Origin of the sequence: Kosakonia sp. HypNH10 (assembly GCF_029850615.1) — a bacterium.
In the GTDB taxonomy this organism is placed as follows: domain Bacteria; phylum Pseudomonadota; class Gammaproteobacteria; order Enterobacterales; family Enterobacteriaceae; genus Kosakonia; species Kosakonia cowanii.
Map to the genome: position 1 here is coordinate 963,704 of NZ_JAOTIU010000001.1, position 17,336 is coordinate 981,039.

The following is a 17,336-nucleotide window of genomic DNA, read 5'->3' on the forward strand; positions in this document are numbered from 1 at the left end:
GCTGTCCGTTTTGCGGGATTACTTACGGCGCCAGGTGGTGCCCTGCGGGCCATCTTCCAGCACAATGCCCATCTCGTTCAGGCGATCGCGCGCGGCATCGGCCGCCGCCCAGTCTTTCGCTTTACGCGCGTCCAGGCGCTGCTGAATAAGCTGCTCAATCTCTGCAACTTCACCGTCATCCGCCTGCGCGCCGCTCTGCAGGAAGAGATCCGGGTTCTGCTCCAGCAGACCCAGCACGCCCGCGAGTTTACGCATATGTGACGCCAGCGCGTTTGCTGAATGAGCATCTTCCGTTTTCAGGCGGTTCACCTCACGCGCCATATCAAACAGCACCGAGTAGGCTTCCGGCGTGTTGAAGTCATCATCCATCGCTTCAATAAAGCGCGCTTCAAAGGCTTCGCCGCCCTCAGCCGCCACCGAAGCATCGGTTCCGCGCAGCGCGGTATAGAGACGCTCCAGCGCCGAGCGGGCCTGCTTGAGGTTCTCTTCGCTGTAGTTAAGCTGGCTGCGGTAGTGGCCGGACATCAGGAAGTAGCGAATGGTTTCCGCATCGTAATACTTCAGCACGTCGCGCACGGTAAAGAAGTTGCCCAGCGATTTGGACATCTTCTCGCGGTCTACCATCACCATGCCAGAGTGCATCCAGTAGTTAACGTACTCGCCATCATGGGCGCAGGTCGACTGAGCGATTTCGTTCTCATGGTGCGGGAACATCAGATCCGATCCGCCGCCGTGAATATCAAAATGCGACCCCAGCTGCTTGCAGTTCATCGCCGAGCACTCAATGTGCCAGCCCGGACGCCCTTCGCCCCACGGCGACGGCCAGCTCGGCTCGCCCGGCTTCGACATCTTCCACAGCACAAAATCCATCGGGTTGCGCTTGATATCTGCCACTTCAACGCGTGCGCCCGCTTGCAGTTGATCAAGATCCTGGCGCGAAAGCTGGCCGTAATGCGGATCGCTTGGCACGGAGAACATCACATCGCCATTATCCGCCACATAGGCGTGACCGCGCGCCAGCAGGCTCTCGGTGATCTCAATGATTTCGTGAATATGGTGCGTCGCGCGCGGTTCGTTATCCGGGCGCAGAATATTGAGTGCGTCAAAATCGGTGTGCATTTCGGCGATCATGCGATCGACCAGCGCAACGAAATCTTCGCCGTTCTCATTGGCACGTTTGATGATCTTGTCGTCGATATCGGTGATATTGCGCACATACTTCAGCTTATAGCCGAGGAAGCGCAGATAGCGCGCGACAACGTCAAAGGCGACGAAAGTACGGCCATGACCAATGTGACAGAGATCGTAAACAGTGATACCACACACGTACATGCCGACTTCCCCGGCATGGATAGGTTTGAATTCCTCTTTTTGGCGCGTCAGTGTATTAAAAATTTTTAACATCGAAGATTCCATGTAGACGTGTGTGTGCGTGAAAACCGTATATATTACCTGTAATTCAAACCCGAAGCAGCTCACTTTGCAAGGTGATCCAGCCTCGCGGTTATGCTATAACAAGCCACTATCTCTGACCCAAACGCGGGTCTACGCACCACACTATCAGAACAGGATGCAATAATGGTTACTTTCCACACTAATCACGGCGATATCGTAATCAAAACCTTTGATGACAAAGCGCCTGAAACAGTTAAAAACTTCCTGGACTACTGCCGTGAAGGTTTCTACAACAACACGATTTTCCACCGTGTGATCAACGGCTTTATGATTCAGGGCGGCGGTTTTGAACCGGGCATGAACCAGAAAGTCACGAAAGACGCGATCAAAAACGAAGCTAACAACGGTCTGAAAAACACCCGTGGCACGCTGGCAATGGCGCGTACCCAGGCTCCGCACTCCGCAACCGCACAGTTCTTCATCAACGTCGCGGACAACGACTTCCTGAACTTCAGCGGTGAAAACCTGCAGGGTTGGGGCTACTGCGTCTTCGCAGAAGTGGTTGAAGGTATGGACGTAGTCGACAAAATCAAAGCGGTCTCTACCGGTCGCAGCGGCATGCACCAGGACGTTCCGAAAGAAGATGTGATCATCGAAAGCGTGGACGTCAGCGAGTAATTCGTGGCAACACTCTTTATCGCAGATCTGCATCTGCATACTGAAGAACCGGCGATCACCGCCGGTTTTCTCCATTTTTTAGACGGCGTTGCCCGTGAGGCCGATGCGCTCTACATTCTGGGCGATCTGTTCGAAGCCTGGATTGGCGACGACGATCCCAACCCGCTACACCAGCGTGTCGCAGGTGCCATCCGCGCCCTTGTCGACAGCGGCGTCCCCTGCTATTTCATCCACGGCAACCGCGATTTCCTGCTCGGCAAGCGCTTCGCCCGCGAAAGCGGTATGCAGCTTCTTCCGCAGGAAAAAGTGCTCAACCTCTATGGGCGTAACGTGCTGATTATGCACGGCGACACGCTCTGCACCGACGATGCTGGCTACCAGGCTTTCCGCGCCAAAGTGCATCAGCCGTGGCTACAAACCCTGTTTCTCGCCCTGCCGCTGTTTATTCGCCACCGCGTGGCGGCAAAAATGCGCGCTGGCAGCCGTGCAGCCAACAGCAGCAAATCGCTGGCGATCATGGACGTCAACCAGCAGGCCGTTATCGAGGCGATGGAAAAACATCGCGTCCAGTGGCTGATCCACGGCCACACCCACCGCCCGGCCGTTCATCAACTGACCGCAAATGATGCGCCCGCCTGGCGCGCTGTACTGGGTGCCTGGCACAGCGAAGGCTCAATGATTCGCGTCAGCGAAAGCGACGTAGAACTCGTGCAATTCCCCTTCTGACATACGAATTGGCTTACCGATAAATCAGGCAAACTTCATTGCGCAACCGTTTTCCTTGCCTTTTTTCCATGCTATTCTCTCTGCCCTCTGAAGTAGTCTGAAGCACACCCACAGGAGTTTTGAGACGCATGTCTTTAAGCAACCAACCGGCGCGCATCGCCATTGTTATGGGTTCTAAAAGCGATTGGGCCACCATGCAATTCGCCGCAGAAATCCTCGATACCCTGAATGTCCCGCACCACGTTGAAATCGTCTCTGCCCACCGTACGCCCGATAAGCTTTTCAGCTTTGCCGAACAGGCTGAGCAAAACGGCTTTCAGGTGATTATCGCCGGTGCCGGCGGCGCGGCGCATCTGCCGGGCATGATTGCTGCCAAAACGCTGGTGCCGGTGCTGGGTGTGCCGGTACAGACCGCAGCATTAAGCGGCGTCGACAGCCTCTACTCCATCGTGCAGATGCCGCGCGGTATTCCCGTTGGTACGCTGGCGATTGGTAAAGCGGGCGCGTCAAACGCGGCGCTGCTGGCCGCGCAGATCCTCGCCCAGCATGATGCAGAGCTGCATCAACGCCTGGCAGCATGGCGCCAGGGGCAAACGGACGAAGTGCTGGATAACCCGGATCCACGGGGTGCGGCATGAAACAGGTCTGTATATTAGGCAACGGTCAGCTTGGGCGCATGCTGCGCCAGGCGGGCGAGCCGTTGAGCATTGCCGTCTGGCCGGTCGGTCTGGACGACGCGCCGGAAGCGGTGCCGTTTCAGCAGAGCGTGATTACCGCCGAGATTGAGCGCTGGCCGGAAACCGCATTAACCCGCGAGCTGGCGCGCCACCCGGCGTTTGTGAACCGCGACGTGTTCCCGGTAATAGCCGATCGCTTCACGCAAAAGCAGCTGTTCGACAAACTTAACCTCGCTACCGCGCCGTGGCAGCTGCTGGCCGATAAAAGCGAGTGGCCAGGCGTGTTCGAGCGCCTGGGCGAACTCGCCATCGTGAAGCGCCGCGTTGGCGGTTACGACGGTCGCGGCCAGTGGCGTTTACGCGCAGCCGATACCGATCAGTTGCCGGATGAGTGCTACGGCGAGTGCATCGTTGAGCAGGGGATCAACTTCTCCGGTGAAGTGTCGCTGGTCGGTGCCCGCGCCCACGATGGCAGCACCGTTTTTTATCCGCTGACCCACAACCTGCATCAGGACGGGATCCTGCGCACCAGCGTGGTCTTCCCGCAGCCAAATGCCAAACAGCAGCAGCAGGCGGAAGCGATGCTGTCGGCGATTATGCATGAGCTGAACTATGTCGGCGTGATGGCAATGGAGTGTTTCGTTACCCCTGGCGGGCTGCTGATTAATGAGCTGGCACCGCGCGTGCACAACAGCGGTCACTGGACGCAAAATGGTGCTTCGATCAGCCAGTTTGAGCTGCATCTGCGCGCAATAGTCGATTTGCCCCTGCCGCCGCCGGTGGTCAACAGCCCGTCGGTGATGATCAACCTGATCGGCAGCGATCTTAACTACGACTGGCTGAAGCTGCCGCTGGTGCACCTGCACTGGTATGACAAAGAGGTGCGCGCCGGGCGTAAAGTGGGCCATCTCAACCTGAACGACAGCGACACCGGCCGCCTCAGCGCGACGCTGGAAGCGCTGGTGCCGTTACTCTCTCCCGAGTACGCCAGCGGCATTGCGTGGGCGCAGTCGAAGCTGTAAGGGTAACAAGTGCCGGATGGCGGCTTGCGCCTTATCCGGCCTACATTCCGTGATGCCGATGATTTTGTAGGCCTGATAAGCGAAGCGCCATCAGGCGTTTGCCGCACCGCACTCGATTGCCGGATGGCGGCTCACGCCTTATCCGGCCTACATTCCGTGATGCCGATGGTTTTGTAGGCCTGATAAGCGAAGCGCCATCAGGCGTTTGCCGCATCGCTCTCGATTGCCGGATGGCGGCTCGCGCCTTATCCGGCCTACATTCCGTGATGCCGATGATTTTGTAGGCCGGATAAGCGTTAGCGCCATCCGGCAAAATTCTCCCACGCTCGCTACATTCCGGCGTAAAATCGGCCCCAGTTTTTGCAGAAGGACGCCCGATGAACGACGCCACCGATTATCTCTCCATCCTGCGGGATAACACGCCCCTTATTGATCTCCGCGCGCCGGTTGAATTTGCCAAAGGCGCGATGCCCGCCGCCATCAACCTGCCGCTGATGAACGACAGTGAACGCGCTGCCGTCGGCACCTGCTATAAACGCGACGGTGCAGATGCCGCGCTGAAGCTCGGCCACAAACTGGTTAACTGCGACACCCGCGAGCAGCGAATTGCGGCGTGGATCGCAGCCCATAAAGCCGCGCCACAAGCCCTACTCTGCTGCGCGCGCGGTGGCCAGCGCTCGCACATCGTGCAGCAGTGGCTGCGCGAACGGCAGATTAACCTGCCGCTGGTCGCAGGCGGCTATAAAGCGCTGCGCCAGGCGGCGATGGAAGCGACGCAGGCGCGCATTCAGCGCCCGCTACTGCTGGTCGGCGGCTGTACCGGCAGCGGCAAAACCCTGCTGGTGCGCGAGCACCGCAACGGAATCGATCTGGAGGGGCTTGCCCACCACCGCGGTTCGTCGTTTGGCCGCACAGCCCACGCGCAGCACGCGCAGGCGACGTTTGAAAACCACCTGGCGGCAGCGCTGCTAAAAGTGTCGCCGCCGTTCTGGCTGCTGGAAGATGAAGGCCGGGCGATTGGCGCGAACCATCTGCCCGAAGCTCTGCGAGAGCGTATGGCGCAATCGCCGCTGGTGATTGTCGACGATCCTTTTGAGCTGCGCCTTGAGCGGCTGCGCGAGGAGTATTTTGTCCAGACCCTACAGGCTTTTATTGACCGTGACGGTGAAGAGGCAGGATGGGAGACTTATGCGGAGTATCTGCGCCACGGGCTGTTTGCCATTCGCCGCCGGCTCGGTTTACAGCGTTATGAACAATTGACTCTGCATCTGGAAGCGGCGCTGATTGAGCAGCGAAGCCGCGGCACCACAGAGGCGCATTTCGTCTGGCTCGCTCCGCTCCTGGAGGTTTATTACGATCCGATGTATCGCTATCAGCTGGAGAAACGCGCCCCGATCGTCCGTTTTCGCGGCACGTTTGAAGAGGTTTCAGCCTGGCTGACAGCGCAGTGAAAAGCGCCGGATGGCGGCGTTGCCTTATCCGGCCTAAGTACCGTGATGCCGATGGGTTTTGTAGGCCTGATAAGCGAAGCGCCATCAGGCGTTTGCCGCAACCGCACTCAATTGCCGGATGGCGGCGTTGCCTTATCCGGCCTACATATCGAGATACCGATGGGTTTGTAGGCCTGATAAGCGAAGCGCCATCAGGCACTCTTTCTTCGGATCTTAATGCCGGTCGCGTTTATCGGCCCGTTTTGCCAGCCAGTCGCCGACGACCTGCACAATCTGCACCAGAATAATCAGCGCCACGACGGTGACGATCATCACCTGGGTCTCATACCGATAATAGCCGAAGCGGATCGCAAGATCGCCGACCCCGCCGCCGCCAACAATCCCCGCCATCGCCGAATAACCAATCAGGCTAACCAGCGTAATGGTTAAGCCGCGCAGAAGACCGGCGCTCGCTTCCGGCAGCAGCACGGTGCAGATAATGCGCAGCGGGCTGGCACCAAAAGCCTCCGCCGCCTCAATAATCCCCTTATCCACTTCGCGCAGCGCGCTGTCCACCAGCCGTGCATAGAAGGCGATGGCTGCCACCGATAATGGCACCGACGCCGCGATAGGCCCAATCGTGTTTCCGAGCAGCCACTGCGTCAGCGGCAAAAGCAGCACCAGCAGAATGACAAACGGCACCGAGCGGATAATGTTCACCAGAATTGAGCTCAACAGGTAGACCGCGCGGTTTTGCCAGAACAGATGCCTGTCGGTGACGAAAATCAGAAAGCCGAGCGGCAGGCCGCCGACAATCGCCAGCACCGTTGAGATGCTGAGCATCTGGAACGTTTCGCCAAACGCGAGGCTCAAATCAGCCAGTAAATCATCCACGGATCACCTCCACCTGCGCCGTCCGGCTGTGAATGTACGCCACGGCATCGCTGACTGCCTGCGGGTTCTCCGCCGTCAGCTGCACCACTAAAATGCCCAGCGCGCGCTCGCCGATATACTCGATTTTGCCGTGCAGAATATTGACCGCCACGCCGAATTTCACCGCCGCGTCCGAAAGTACCGGCTGCTCGGCGGAGTCGCCAATAAACAGCACCTTCAGCAGCTGGCCGGGAAGATGTTCATGCAGCCGCGCAGGCAGCGTCAGGTTCAGGGTGTGCGACACCAGTTGCTGCGTAAACGGGTGCTGCGGATGGGCAAAAATATCGAACACCTCACCCTCTTCCACCACTTTGCCCGCCGACATCACCGCAACGCGATCGCAGATGGTTTTGATGACGTCCATCTCATGGGTGATCAGCACAATGGTGATCCCCATCTGCGCGTTAATCTCTTTAAGCAGCGCCAGAATGGTGGCAGAGGTTTCCAAATCCAGCGCGGAAGTTGGCTCATCGCAGAGCAGCACATCCGGGTGGTTGGCGATGGCACGTGCAATGCCAACGCGCTGCTTCTGCCCGCCGCTAAGCTGCACCGGGTAGCGGTTCGCTTTATCGCTTAAGCCCACCAGCGCAAGGATCTCCGCCACGCGTGGCGCAATTTTACTCCGCTCCCACCCCGCAGCCTTCAGGCTGAAGGCGACGTTCTGCGCCACCGTGCGGGTGTGCATCAGGTTGAAGTGCTGGAAAATCATGCCAATGCGCTGGCGCGCCTGGCGCAGCGTCACGCCCTCTAAATCAGAAATGGTGACGCCGTTAATATTGACCCGCCCTTCACTTGGGCGTTGCAGAGCATTAAGCGTGCGCAGCAGGGTACTTTTGCCCGCACCGCTGGTACCAACAATGCCGAAAATCTCTCCGGCAGCAATGCGCAGCGAGACCGCCTCGACGGCGCGCGTCGCGCCGCTGCCACCGCGCCCGGCCGGAAAATCGACGCAAACGTTATCTAGTTCAATCATGCCAACCTCAAACGGCAAAAAACAAAAGGCAGGCCGCAGCCTGCCTGATCATCAATCCGCTGTTATTGTTTATCCGCGCTCTGCATCCAGTCGGGTTTCTGGAAAGCGGCAAAGATATTTTTCGGATCGTCGATCACCGCGCGGTAAGCCGGTGATTTCACCGCCGTCACGATATCTTTCGCGAAGGGCTTGTCGGCATCTTCACTGCGCACGGCAATGATGTTTTTCAGGTTCTCGTCGAGCTTCTCCTGCTTGATCGCCGAAGCGAGATCCATCCCGGCAGCAACCGCAAAGTTGCCGTTTACCAGCGAGGCGGTGACGCCATCGAGCGTGCGCGGCAGCTGAGCCGCTTCCAGCGGCTTAAACACCAGCCCTTTCGGGTTGCTGGCGATATCGCGCTCGGAGGCTTTGGTCGGATCGATAGACTCTTTGATAGTAATCAGCCCCAGCGATTGCAGGAAGCGCAGCCCGCGCGCCAGGTTGGTAGGGTCGTTTGAGAGGGTGATGATATCGCCCTTCTTCAGCTCATCGAGGCTTTTGATTTTGTGAGAGTAAAAACCCATCCCGGCGGTCGGCACGGCGATCAGCTTGCTGAGCTTGAGGCCTTTATCGGCGGTGAATTTGTCGAAATAGAGGCTGTGCTGGAAGAGATTGGCGTCGATGCTGCCGTTAGCCAGCGCCATGTTTGGCTGCACGTAATCGCTGAATTCGCGTACCACAACTTTATAGCCCTTCTCTTTCAGCGAAGGGGCAATCGCCTGTTTCACCATATCGCCATACGGACCCGGCGCGACGCCGAAAACGATGGTGTGTGGATCGCTGTTGGCCTGCGCGAAAGGCAGACCGCAAACCAGAAGTAGTGCGCCAAAAAGCGCGCGTAAACCGAGACGAGGTCCCATATATTCTCCCTGATGGTAATGATGTGCTGTGTGACGCGGCGTGCAGTGCGTCGCGTTCGGTGTATGCCTTGTCGATAAGGCCGGGGAATAAGATGGCACAAAGCCAGCGCAGCGGTAATTGAAAAAAATTCAACTTGTCAGGGAGAGAGAGGAGAAACGCCGGATGGCGGCGATGCCTTATCCGGCCTACGCGGGTACATTTCGTAGGCCTGATAAGCGAAGCGCCATCAGGCAGTTGCGGCAACCGTGCACAATGCCAGACCGATCGCCGGATGGCGGCGATGCCTTATCCGGCCTACGTGGGTACATTTCGTAGGCCTGATAAGCGAAGCGCCATCAGGCATTTGCAGCGTGCTGTGCGGCCTGCGCATCAGAGGCAGGCCGCAAAGGTGTCGATTAGAAATCGTAACGCAGACGAACCAGGTTCATATCGCCCAGGTTGTCGGTGCTGGAGGTGAAGACGTGTTCGTAATCGACACGGAAACCATAATCCAGCTGCACGGTTACACCCACGCCATTATCGATACGCTGATAATTACGGCCGCTGGTGAACTCCAGACGGTCACCCATCACGTACGGCTGAATGTATTTCACCGCGTACTGTGCGATCGGGAATTTATACCCGGCAAAATACTCAACGCCCCACGCATCGCCCGCGAAGTAGTTATGCACATCCTTCTTCTTGGTCAGCATGAAGTTTTGATACCAGCCGCCGCCCAGGGAGAAGGTCCAGTTATCCGGGGTCCAGCTCAACGCGGTACCAAGGATGTTCTGATCGTAGGTTTTGCTGTCGCCGGTAGAAGGCTGACGCATATCCGCACGAGTGTAGTTCCACGCCGCGCCCCAGGTCAGATCGTCGGTCAGGTGATAATCGAGACCCAGTGAACCGCCGCTCTTACGTTTGTAACGGTTGCCGTCGGTCGCCAGGTAATCATCGCTGAAGAGGTAAGAAGCATAGATATCCGCGTCACCCTCGGTTTTCTTATATTTCAGCATTTTGCGTGAACGATAAGAGCCGTCGTAATCGCCTTTGATGCCGTTACCCGGTGCCTGCGCCAGCATGTCGTAGTCCCAGATATCGGTTTTCGCGCCGACCACATCGTAATAAACGCTGTTCTGCTGACCGAATGTCAGCGTGCCCCAAGTCTGGCTTTTCAGGCCGGTGTAGAGCATACGGCGCGTGGTGTTGTGCGCGGTTTCCGCGTAGTGGTTATCCCAGTCGAGCAGTTTCGGGATATCAACGCCCAGCTCGTAGTAGCTGACCCAGCTGATGTCATCGAACAGGTAGTAATCCGCTGCGAAACGGAAGCGGGAGCCGCCGTCAAAACCGTTACGTTTAAAGGCGTTTTTGCCATCGTTACCGGTCATATTCTGGAACTGCGGGCGAATCGAGCCGCCGACAGTGAAGTTCAGGCGGCTAAGGGGATCGCCCGCCTGCGGGTTTTGTTTCAGAACAGTAATTTCTGCTTGTGCTGTGAAAGACGCCAACGCCACTGCTGCGCCAATGGCTGTCGCCAGGGCGCTTGTTTTTATTTTCATTGTTTTTCCTTGGGAATAGATACAACTAACTGTTAATTAGCGCGGGCATCATAGCTTTTATAAGATTCTGGTGGGCGAAGTTTTTTTAATGTTTTGTGCTACTAAACAACTATCGATTACTTGTTTACACGTTGAAACAGCGCGACACCGATTGAATTATCGGTGCCGCTTTTTCAGGCAGGATTAACCACTAAATTGACGAAACAGCGCTTTGCCTTTTAATAATCGGCTACCTAACCACCCGCCGCACAGGGAGAGCAGCAGTGCGCCGCAGAGCGGCAGCGTGATCCACAGCCGCCAGTCGGGCTGCCACGGGAAGTCAAACACACGGGTTTGCAGCAGCGCCAGCGCCGTTTCCGCGCCGATAGCGGCAACCAGCCCGGAGACCAGCCCCAGCAGCGCAAACTCACACCACAAGGTGGTGCGCAGCAGCCGTTTGCCCGCCCCCAGCGTGCGGTAGACCACCAGCTCCTGGTGACGCTGACGCATACCGACCTGCACCTGCGCCAGCAGCAGTAACACGCCGCAGGCGGTAACCAGCACCACCATCACCTCCAGCGCCCGGCTCACCTGCTCCAGCACCTGGCCGACCTGTTTTAAAATCGCGCCAATATCAAGCAGGCTGATGGTCGGAAAGGCGCGGTTAAGCTGCGTTAACATGCCGTTGTTCCCCTCCAGCCGGAAGCTGGTCAGCCAGCTTTGCGGCTGCCCGTCGAGCGCGCCCGGCGGGAAGATAAAGAAGAAGTTGGGCCGCAGGCTCTCCCAATCCACCTTACGCAGACTGGAGATTTTTGCGCTGAACGCCTGGGTATCGCCGGTAAAAGTCACCGTGTCGCCCAGCTTCAGACCAAGCCGCTCAGCCAGCCCCTCCTCCACCGAAACCTCGCCCGCTTTTGGCGGCCAGCTGCCTGCGGTCAGCGGGTTGTGATCCGGCCGCTGCTGCTGCCAGGTGAGGTTAAGTTCGCGGTTCAGCGCCTCGTCGGCGTTGCCCTCCGTCGACTGGCCGTTAATCTGCGTCATCCTCGCCCGCACAATCGGGTAGAACGCCGCCGGGATCACCTGATGCTCAGCAAGGAAGGTTTTCAGCGGCGCAATCTGCTCCGGGGCGATGTTAATCAGAAAGTAGTTCGGGCTTTCGGCCGGTAACTGCTGCTGCCAGCGGTCAAGCAGATCGCCGCGCAGCACCAGCAGCATCGCCAGTAGCATAAACGAGAGGGAGAAGGCTGACAGCTGACTCAGCGTCGACCACGGCTGGCGCAGCAGGCGATTCACCGCCAGGCGCAGCGGCAGCGCTTTCAGAGCCAGGCGCTTCAGCACATTAAGCAGCAGCCAGCCGACCGCGCCGCAGAGCATTGCCAGCACCACCGCCCCCGCCAGCACCGCCCACAGCAACATGCTGCCACCCATCAGCCAGGCGAGCAGCAGCACGGTGATAATCGCTACCGCCGGAAGATAGATCTTAAGCGGCCAGACATTCGCCACCGCATCGCGGCGCAGCACCCGCAGCGGCTGCGTCGCCAGCAGCAGACGATAGGGACGCAGCCCCACCAGCAGCGAGATCACCACGATTGCGCCGATGGCCCACAGCCACGGCCAGTAGCTTGCAGGCGGTAGCACGGCGGGCAACACCGGCTTGAGAAGGAGCATTAACACCTTTTCAAACAGCAGCCCCAGCGCGCCGCCGGTGATCACCGCCAGCCCAAGCAGCAGCGCCCACTGGCCGACAATCAGCTTTTGCAACTGCGCGCGACCGGCGCCGAGGGTTTTCAGAATCGCCACCAGATCGTAGCGGCTGCGGCAGTAGTGGCTCATCGCTACCGCGACGGCGGCGACCGCCAGCAGCAGCGTCAGCAGTGCCGATAGCAGCAAGAACTGCTGCGAACGCTGTAAGGATTTGCCCAGCGCGCCGTCATCCTGCTCCAGCCCGTACCAGCGCTGATCCGCGCCAAGCTGCGGCAGCAGCCACGTTTCATACTTCTCTAACTGCGCGGGTGTGCCGGCAAACTTCACCCGCCAGCTGACGCGGCTGCCCGGTAAGACGGCACCGGTTTTTGCCACATCGGCGCTGTTCATCAGCAGGCGCGGCGCCATCTGGAAGGGGTTAAAGCCGGAATCGGGCTCCTGCGTCACTTCGCCTGCAATGCGCAGCGTGGCGTCGCCCACCTCAATCGTGTCGCCCGGTTTAACACTCAGTAAAGCCATCAGGCGCGGAGCGAGCAGCGCCGTGCCCGGCTGCGGCTTCAGCCCGGCGGGCTGCGTCTCCAGCTCGCCGTAGAGTGGGTAGCGATTATCCACCGCTTTCACACTCGCCAGCTGCGGCGTATCGCCGGCAAAAGTCATGGTGCTGAAGCTGACCTGCTCACTCACTTGCAGGCCGCTTTTACGCGCCTCCTCCAGCCAGCCAGGCGGAATTTCACGCGAGCTGCGCAGGGCGCGGTCGCCCGCCATAAAATCGCGGCTCTGCTGGCTTAACCCCTTCTCCATGCGATCGCCGATGGTACCGAGCGCCAGTACACAAGCGACCGCGAGGCTCAGCGCCATCCAGACAATCAGCAGCGACGGCGAGCGCCATTCGCGCCAGAACCAGCGGGCAATCATGCTTCCTCCCGCAGTTCGCCGTTGACCAGCCGCAGGCGTCTGTCACAGCGCGCCGCCAGCTGCGCGTCATGGGTCACCAGCAGTAGCGTAGTGCCGTAGTGTTGATTCATTGAGAAGAGCAGATCGGCGATTTTGTCGCCCGTCTGTCGATCGAGATTGCCGGTCGGCTCATCGGCGAAGAGCACTGCCGGGCGACCGTTAAAGGCGCGGGCCAGCGCCACGCGCTGCTGCTCGCCGCCGGAGAGCTGTGCCGGGAGATGATCGAGGCGTTTGCCCAGCCCCAACTCCTCGAGTAAAGCTTTGGCACTGCTGCGGCTTTCGCTGCTCTTTTCACCGCGCAACAGCGCGGGCAGTTCCACGTTTTCCAGCGCGTTAAGGGTCGGGATCAGCATGAAGGATTGAAAAACAAACCCGACATTTTGTGCGCGTAACTGCGCGCGCGCCTCTTCGTCCATTTTGTGTAACGGTTTGCCGAGCAGATGCACTTCGCCGCTGCTGCCATCATCGAGCCCGGCGAGAATGGCGAGCAGCGTCGACTTCCCGGAACCGGACTCGCCAATCAGCGCAATGGTTTCAGCTGGTTTGACAACCAGCTCAACTCCGGTAAGGATTGAAAGCTCCTGCTCCCCCTGACCGACGGACTTCTTAAGATGATGAACTTCAACAATGTTTTCCGCTGGCATTTGCCCTTCCTGTTTTTGCTTTTGTTAACCTTTCGCGCCGCGGCGGCGGACACGCTACTGATTCTTGGCGACAGCCTGAGTGCGGGCTATCGGATGGCGGCAACAGCGGCCTGGCCTGCGCTGCTCAATAACAAGTGGCAGCAGCAGCCTGTGGTGGTGAACGCCAGTATCAGTGGCGACACCTCGCAGCAGGGCCTGGCGCGCCTGCCCGCGCTGTTAAAAGAGCATAAACCGCGCTGGGTGCTGGTCGAACTCGGCGGCAATGACGGCCTGCGCGGTTTTCCGCCGCAGCAAACGGAACAGACGCTGCGCCAGATTATCCAGACGGTAAAGAGCGCCGATGCGAAGCCGCTGCTGATGCAAATACGGCTGCCCGCCAACTACGGTCGTCGTTATACTGAGGCCTTTGGTGCCATTTACCCGAAGCTCGCCAGCGAGCTGGATGTTCCTCTGCTGCCCTTTTTTATGGAAGAAGTCTATCTGAAACCGCAGTGGATGCAGGATGATGGTATTCACCCCAATCGCGATGCCCAGCCGTTTATTGCCGACTGGATGGCCACGCGACTGGCTCCTTTAGTTAATCACGCCTCCTGAATATTCAGGCGCGTCCCCAGGTAAAGTTATGCAAAAAACGGTCTTAATAACAGGATGTTCCAGCGGTATTGGTCTGGAGAGCGCGCGCGAGCTAAAGCGTCAGGGGTTTCGCGTGCTAGCGGCCTGCCGCAAAGCCGACGATGTGGCGCGGATGGATCAGGAGGGATTCACCGGCGTTTTGCTCGATCTTGATGACGCAGCGAGCGTGGATCGCGCCGCGGATGAGGTGATCGCCCTGACCGGCAATCGCCTCTATGGCCTCTTCAATAACGCCGGTTACGGCGTCTACGGATCCCTTGACGCCATCAGCCGTGAACAGCTGGAGCAGCAGTTTTCCAGCAACTTTTTCGGCACTCACCAGCTCACGCTGCGCCTGCTCCCGGCCATGTTGCCGCACGGCGAAGGGCGCATTGTGATGACTTCATCGGTGATGGGCCTGATCTCCACGCCCGGTCGCGGTGCCTATGCCGCGAGTAAATATGCGCTGGAAGCCTGGTCCGATGCGCTGCGCATGGAGCTGCGCCACACCGGCATTAAAGTGAGCCTGATTGAGCCTGGCCCCATCCGCACCCGTTTTACCGATAACGTCAACCAGACGCAGCGCGATAAACCGGTAGAAAATCCCGGCATCGCCGCGCGCTTTACCCTCGGCCCGGAGGCGGTGGTCGCCAAAGTGCGCCATGCTTTTGAGAGTAAACGGCCGAAATTACGCTACCCCGTCACGCTGGTAACCTGGGCGGTCAGCCTGCTGAAACGGCTGCTGCCGGCGCGCATGATGGATAAAATTTTGCACGGATGAGTTGAAGGCGCGTGTCGCGTCCCCATCTCATTCTTACTTGTTTAAACAGAGAAATTGCCATGTCCGTACAGAATATCGTCAATATTACCGAAGCGAACCTGCAACAGGTGCTGGAACAGTCCGTTGCGACCCCGGTGCTGTTCTATTTCTGGTCCGAGCGCAGCCAACACTGTCTGCAATTGACGCCGGTCCTGGAAACGCTGGCCGCGCAGTACAACGGGCAGTTTATTCTGGCGAAAGTGGATTGCGATGCCGAGCAGATGGTCGCTTCGCAGTTTGGCCTGCGCGCCATTCCAACGGTCTATCTCTTCCAGAACGGCCAGCCGGTCGATGGTTTCCAGGGCCCGCAGCCGGAAGAGGCGATCCGCGCCCTGCTCGACAAAGTGCTGCCGCGTGAAGAGGAGCTGAAAGCGCAGCAGGCGATGGAACTGATGCAGGCAGGCAACCACACAGAAGCGCTGCCGCTGCTGAAAGAGGCGTGGCAGCTCTCTAACCAGCAGAGCGAAATCGGCTTCCTGCTGGCGGAAACGCTGATTGTGTTAAACCGCGCCGACGAAGCGGAAACGGTGCTGAAAGCCGTCCCGTTGCAGGATCAGGACACCCGCTATCAGGGGCTGATCGCGCAGATCGATCTGCTGCGCAAAGCGGCCGACACGCCGGAGATCCAGCAGCTGCAACAGCAGGTTGCTGACAACCCGGAGGATGCGGCGCTGGCAACCCAGCTGGCTTTGCAACTGCATCAGGTAGGGCGTAACGAAGAGGCGCTGGAGCTGCTGTTTAACCACCTGCGTAAAGATCTCGGTGCGGCTAACGGCGACGCGCGTAAAACGCTGCAAGAGATCCTCGCCGCGCTCGGTACCGGCGATGCGCTGGCGTCGAAATATCGTCGTCAGCTCTACTCGCTGCTTTACTGATCACCCTGCTAAATTTGGCGATCGGGCTGCTTTCGTCGCCAATTCGGGCTAAGATGGCATCAAATTAAACAGGAGGTTTTTTTTGATGCCAATCGTCATTATCGTTCTCATCGTCGTCGCGCTGGTTATTGTCTTTTCCGGTGTAAAAATTGTCCCCCAGGGCTTCCAGTGGACCGTGGAACGCTTTGGCCGCTTTACCCGCACACTGCAACCGGGTCTTAGCCTTGTCGTGCCGTTTATGGATCGCATTGGTCGCAAGATCAATATGATGGAGCAGGTGCTCGACATCCCTTCCCAGGAGATCATCTCCAAAGATAACGCCAACGTCACCATTGACGCCGTCTGCTTTATTCAGGTTATTGACGCGCCGCGCGCCGCCTATGAGGTGAGCAATCTGGAGCTGGCGATCGTCAACCTGACCATGACCAACATCCGTACCGTGCTCGGCTCGATGGAGCTGGATGAGATGCTCTCGCAGCGCGACAGCATCAACACCCGCCTGCTGCACATTGTCGATGAAGCCACCAACCCGTGGGGCATCAAGGTAACGCGTATTGAGATCCGCGATGTGCGCCCGCCAGCGGAGCTGGTCTCCTCGATGAACGCGCAGATGAAGGCGGAACGTACCAAACGCGCCTATATCCTTGAAGCCGAAGGGATCCGCCAGGCGGAGATCCTGAAAGCCGAAGGGGATAAACAGTCGCAGATCCTCAAAGCTGAAGGTGAGCGTCAGTCTGCCTTCCTGCAGGCGGAAGCGCGTGAGCGTTCGGCGGAAGCGGAAGCCCGCGCCACGCAGATGGTTTCAGAAGCGATCGCCTCCGGTGATATCCAGGCGGTGAACTACTTTGTGGCACAGAAATATACCGAAGCGCTGCAACAAATTGGTTCCGCCAACAACAGCAAAGTGGTGATGATGCCGCTGGACGCCAGCAGCCTGCTGGGTGCCATTGGCGGTATTGCTGAGCTGGTGAAAGATAGCGCCAACGAGCGTAAAAAATGATCGCCGAACTGCTGCTTGAACATACCTACCTCGCCTGGCTGACGCTGGGTGGGCTGCTGCTCGCCGCCGAAATGCTCGGCGGTAACGGCTATCTGTTATGGAGCGGCATCGCGGCGGTTGCCACCGGTTTGCTGGCGTGGGTCATCCCGTTTAGCTGGGAGTGGCAAGGGGTGCTCTTCGCCCTGCTGACGCTGCTGGCCGCCTGGCTCTGGTGGCTGTGGTTGTCAAAACGCGTAAAACAGCAAAACCCCGCCGACGCCTCGCTTAACCTGCGCGGGCAACAGCTGCTCGGTCGCCGTTTCACGCTGGATAATGCGCTGGTCAACAGTCGCGGACATATGCGCGTGGGCGACAGCTCATGGCCGGTCTGCGCCGATACCGATCTCGCCGCCGGTACGCGCGTCGAGGTCATCGCCATTGAAGGTATTACGCTGCGTATCACACCCGTAAGCGACTAACTTAACCCAAGGATCCCG

The 17,336-nt window shown here is 58.6% G+C and carries 17 protein-coding genes; 10 read left to right on the plus strand and 7 right to left on the minus strand.

Features of this window, described 5'->3' with window-relative positions; translation table 11 throughout:
- Window positions 1-18: 18 nt before the first annotated feature.
- Window positions 19-1,404, minus strand: a complete 1,386-nt coding sequence (gene cysS, locus N7V53_RS04695; protein ID WP_139965484.1) for a cysteine--tRNA ligase — start codon at window positions 1,402-1,404, stop codon at window positions 19-21.
- Window positions 1,405-1,578: 174 nt separating this feature from the next.
- On the opposite strand from cysS, the gene ppiB reads away from it, so the two are divergent.
- From ppiB to mnmH, 5 genes are all read left to right on the plus strand, one after another.
- Complete coding sequence (gene ppiB / locus N7V53_RS04700) at window positions 1,579-2,073, plus strand: peptidylprolyl isomerase B (protein WP_023479044.1); 495 nt, start codon at window positions 1,579-1,581, stop codon at window positions 2,071-2,073.
- A gap of 3 nt (window positions 2,074-2,076) precedes the next feature.
- Complete coding sequence (gene lpxH / locus N7V53_RS04705; RefSeq protein ID WP_023479058.1) at window positions 2,077-2,799, plus strand: UDP-2,3-diacylglucosamine diphosphatase; 723 nt, start codon at window positions 2,077-2,079, stop codon at window positions 2,797-2,799.
- A gap of 128 nt (window positions 2,800-2,927) precedes the next feature.
- The gene (gene purE, locus N7V53_RS04710) at window positions 2,928-3,437 is read left to right on the plus strand and encodes a 5-(carboxyamino)imidazole ribonucleotide mutase (protein ID WP_279792387.1); all 510 of its coding nucleotides are present in this window, start codon (window positions 2,928-2,930) and stop codon (window positions 3,435-3,437) included.
- A complete protein-coding gene (gene purK / locus N7V53_RS04715; protein ID WP_279792389.1) occupies window positions 3,434-4,498 on the plus strand; it encodes a 5-(carboxyamino)imidazole ribonucleotide synthase in 1,065 nt (354 codons plus the stop codon). The genes purE and purK overlap by 4 nt, the downstream gene beginning before the upstream one ends.
- 377 nt (window positions 4,499-4,875) lie before the next feature.
- Window positions 4,876-5,949 carry a tRNA 2-selenouridine(34) synthase MnmH gene (gene mnmH, locus N7V53_RS04720; protein ID WP_279792390.1) on the plus strand — a complete coding sequence of 358 codons (1,074 nt, stop codon included), beginning with the start codon at window positions 4,876-4,878 and terminating at the stop codon, window positions 5,947-5,949.
- Between the two features lie 213 nt (window positions 5,950-6,162).
- Here mnmH and N7V53_RS04725 read toward each other — a convergent pair whose 3' ends face one another.
- The 6 genes from N7V53_RS04725 to ybbA all read right to left on the minus strand — a co-directional run bounded on the left by N7V53_RS04725 (window position 6,163) and on the right by ybbA (window position 13,553).
- Window positions 6,163-6,822 carry a methionine ABC transporter permease gene (locus N7V53_RS04725; RefSeq protein ID WP_023479087.1) on the minus strand — a complete coding sequence of 220 codons (660 nt, stop codon included), beginning with the start codon at window positions 6,820-6,822 and terminating at the stop codon, window positions 6,163-6,165.
- On the minus strand, window positions 6,815-7,834 hold the full coding sequence (gene sfbB, locus N7V53_RS04730; RefSeq protein WP_279792392.1) for a virulence-associated ABC transporter ATP-binding protein SfbB: 1,020 nt from the start codon (window positions 7,832-7,834) through the stop codon (window positions 6,815-6,817). Before sfbB ends, N7V53_RS04725 begins: the two co-directional genes overlap by 8 nt.
- A 62-nt stretch (window positions 7,835-7,896) precedes the next feature.
- Window positions 7,897-8,733: a MetQ/NlpA family ABC transporter substrate-binding protein gene (locus tag N7V53_RS04735; RefSeq protein ID WP_279792393.1), complete on the minus strand. Its 837-nt coding sequence runs from the start codon at window positions 8,731-8,733 to the stop codon at window positions 7,897-7,899.
- 396 nt (window positions 8,734-9,129) lie between these two features.
- The gene (locus tag N7V53_RS04740) at window positions 9,130-10,272 is read right to left on the minus strand and encodes a porin (protein WP_279792394.1); all 1,143 of its coding nucleotides are present in this window, start codon (window positions 10,270-10,272) and stop codon (window positions 9,130-9,132) included.
- Window positions 10,273-10,455: 183 nt separating this feature from the next.
- The gene (gene ybbP / locus N7V53_RS04745; protein WP_279792395.1) at window positions 10,456-12,870 is read right to left on the minus strand and encodes a putative ABC transporter permease subunit YbbP; all 2,415 of its coding nucleotides are present in this window, start codon (window positions 12,868-12,870) and stop codon (window positions 10,456-10,458) included.
- Window positions 12,867-13,553: a putative ABC transporter ATP-binding protein YbbA gene (gene ybbA, locus N7V53_RS04750; protein WP_023479090.1), complete on the minus strand. Its 687-nt coding sequence runs from the start codon at window positions 13,551-13,553 to the stop codon at window positions 12,867-12,869. Before ybbA ends, ybbP begins: the two co-directional genes overlap by 4 nt.
- Between ybbA and tesA the strand changes: the two genes are divergently transcribed.
- The 5 genes from tesA to N7V53_RS04775 all read left to right on the plus strand — a co-directional run bounded on the left by tesA (window position 13,524) and on the right by N7V53_RS04775 (window position 17,318).
- Window positions 13,524-14,147, plus strand: coding sequence for a multifunctional acyl-CoA thioesterase I/protease I/lysophospholipase L1 (tesA, locus tag N7V53_RS04755; RefSeq protein ID WP_034812447.1), 624 nt, complete (start codon window positions 13,524-13,526; stop codon window positions 14,145-14,147). The two genes, ybbA and tesA, sit on opposite strands and share 30 nt — an antisense overlap.
- 28 nt (window positions 14,148-14,175) lie before the next feature.
- The gene (locus N7V53_RS04760) at window positions 14,176-14,946 is read left to right on the plus strand and encodes an SDR family oxidoreductase (RefSeq protein WP_023479062.1); all 771 of its coding nucleotides are present in this window, start codon (window positions 14,176-14,178) and stop codon (window positions 14,944-14,946) included.
- A gap of 59 nt (window positions 14,947-15,005) precedes the next feature.
- Window positions 15,006-15,860, plus strand: coding sequence for a co-chaperone YbbN (locus N7V53_RS04765; RefSeq protein WP_124969323.1), 855 nt, complete (start codon window positions 15,006-15,008; stop codon window positions 15,858-15,860).
- Window positions 15,861-15,945: 85 nt separating this feature from the next.
- Window positions 15,946-16,860: an SPFH domain-containing protein gene (locus N7V53_RS04770; RefSeq protein WP_023479088.1), complete on the plus strand. Its 915-nt coding sequence runs from the start codon at window positions 15,946-15,948 to the stop codon at window positions 16,858-16,860.
- Window positions 16,857-17,318 carry an NfeD family protein gene (locus N7V53_RS04775; RefSeq protein WP_094192980.1) on the plus strand — a complete coding sequence of 154 codons (462 nt, stop codon included), beginning with the start codon at window positions 16,857-16,859 and terminating at the stop codon, window positions 17,316-17,318. The genes N7V53_RS04770 and N7V53_RS04775 overlap by 4 nt, the downstream gene beginning before the upstream one ends.
- Window positions 17,319-17,336 lie beyond the last annotated feature (18 nt).

Excerpts from the sequence above, each read along its gene's own strand:
- ppiB (WP_023479044.1), top strand. The coding sequence starts at position 1,579 with ATGGTTACTTTCCACACTAATCACGGCGATATCGTAATCAAAACCTTT.
- purK (WP_279792389.1), top strand. The coding sequence starts at position 3,434 with ATGAAACAGGTCTGTATATTAGGCAACGGTCAGCTTGGGCGCATGCTG.
- sfbB (WP_279792392.1), bottom strand. The coding sequence starts at position 7,834 with ATGATTGAACTAGATAACGTTTGCGTCGATTTTCCGGCCGGGCGCGGT.
- ybbP (WP_279792395.1), bottom strand. The coding sequence starts at position 12,870 with ATGATTGCCCGCTGGTTCTGGCGCGAATGGCGCTCGCCGTCGCTGCTG.
- N7V53_RS04740 (WP_279792394.1), bottom strand. The coding sequence starts at position 10,272 with ATGAAAATAAAAACAAGCGCCCTGGCGACAGCCATTGGCGCAGCAGTG.
- ybbA (WP_023479090.1), bottom strand. The coding sequence starts at position 13,553 with ATGCCAGCGGAAAACATTGTTGAAGTTCATCATCTTAAGAAGTCCGTC.
- mnmH (WP_279792390.1), top strand. The coding sequence starts at position 4,876 with ATGAACGACGCCACCGATTATCTCTCCATCCTGCGGGATAACACGCCC.
- N7V53_RS04770 (WP_023479088.1), top strand. The coding sequence starts at position 15,946 with ATGCCAATCGTCATTATCGTTCTCATCGTCGTCGCGCTGGTTATTGTC.
- N7V53_RS04735 (WP_279792393.1), bottom strand. The coding sequence starts at position 8,733 with ATGGGACCTCGTCTCGGTTTACGCGCGCTTTTTGGCGCACTACTTCTG.
- tesA (WP_034812447.1), top strand. The coding sequence starts at position 13,524 with ATGAACTTCAACAATGTTTTCCGCTGGCATTTGCCCTTCCTGTTTTTG.
- cysS (WP_139965484.1), bottom strand. The coding sequence starts at position 1,404 with ATGTTAAAAATTTTTAATACACTGACGCGCCAAAAAGAGGAATTCAAA.
- N7V53_RS04760 (WP_023479062.1), top strand. The coding sequence starts at position 14,176 with ATGCAAAAAACGGTCTTAATAACAGGATGTTCCAGCGGTATTGGTCTG.
- N7V53_RS04775 (WP_094192980.1), top strand. The coding sequence starts at position 16,857 with ATGATCGCCGAACTGCTGCTTGAACATACCTACCTCGCCTGGCTGACG.
- purE (WP_279792387.1), top strand. The coding sequence starts at position 2,928 with ATGTCTTTAAGCAACCAACCGGCGCGCATCGCCATTGTTATGGGTTCT.
- N7V53_RS04765 (WP_124969323.1), top strand. The coding sequence starts at position 15,006 with ATGTCCGTACAGAATATCGTCAATATTACCGAAGCGAACCTGCAACAG.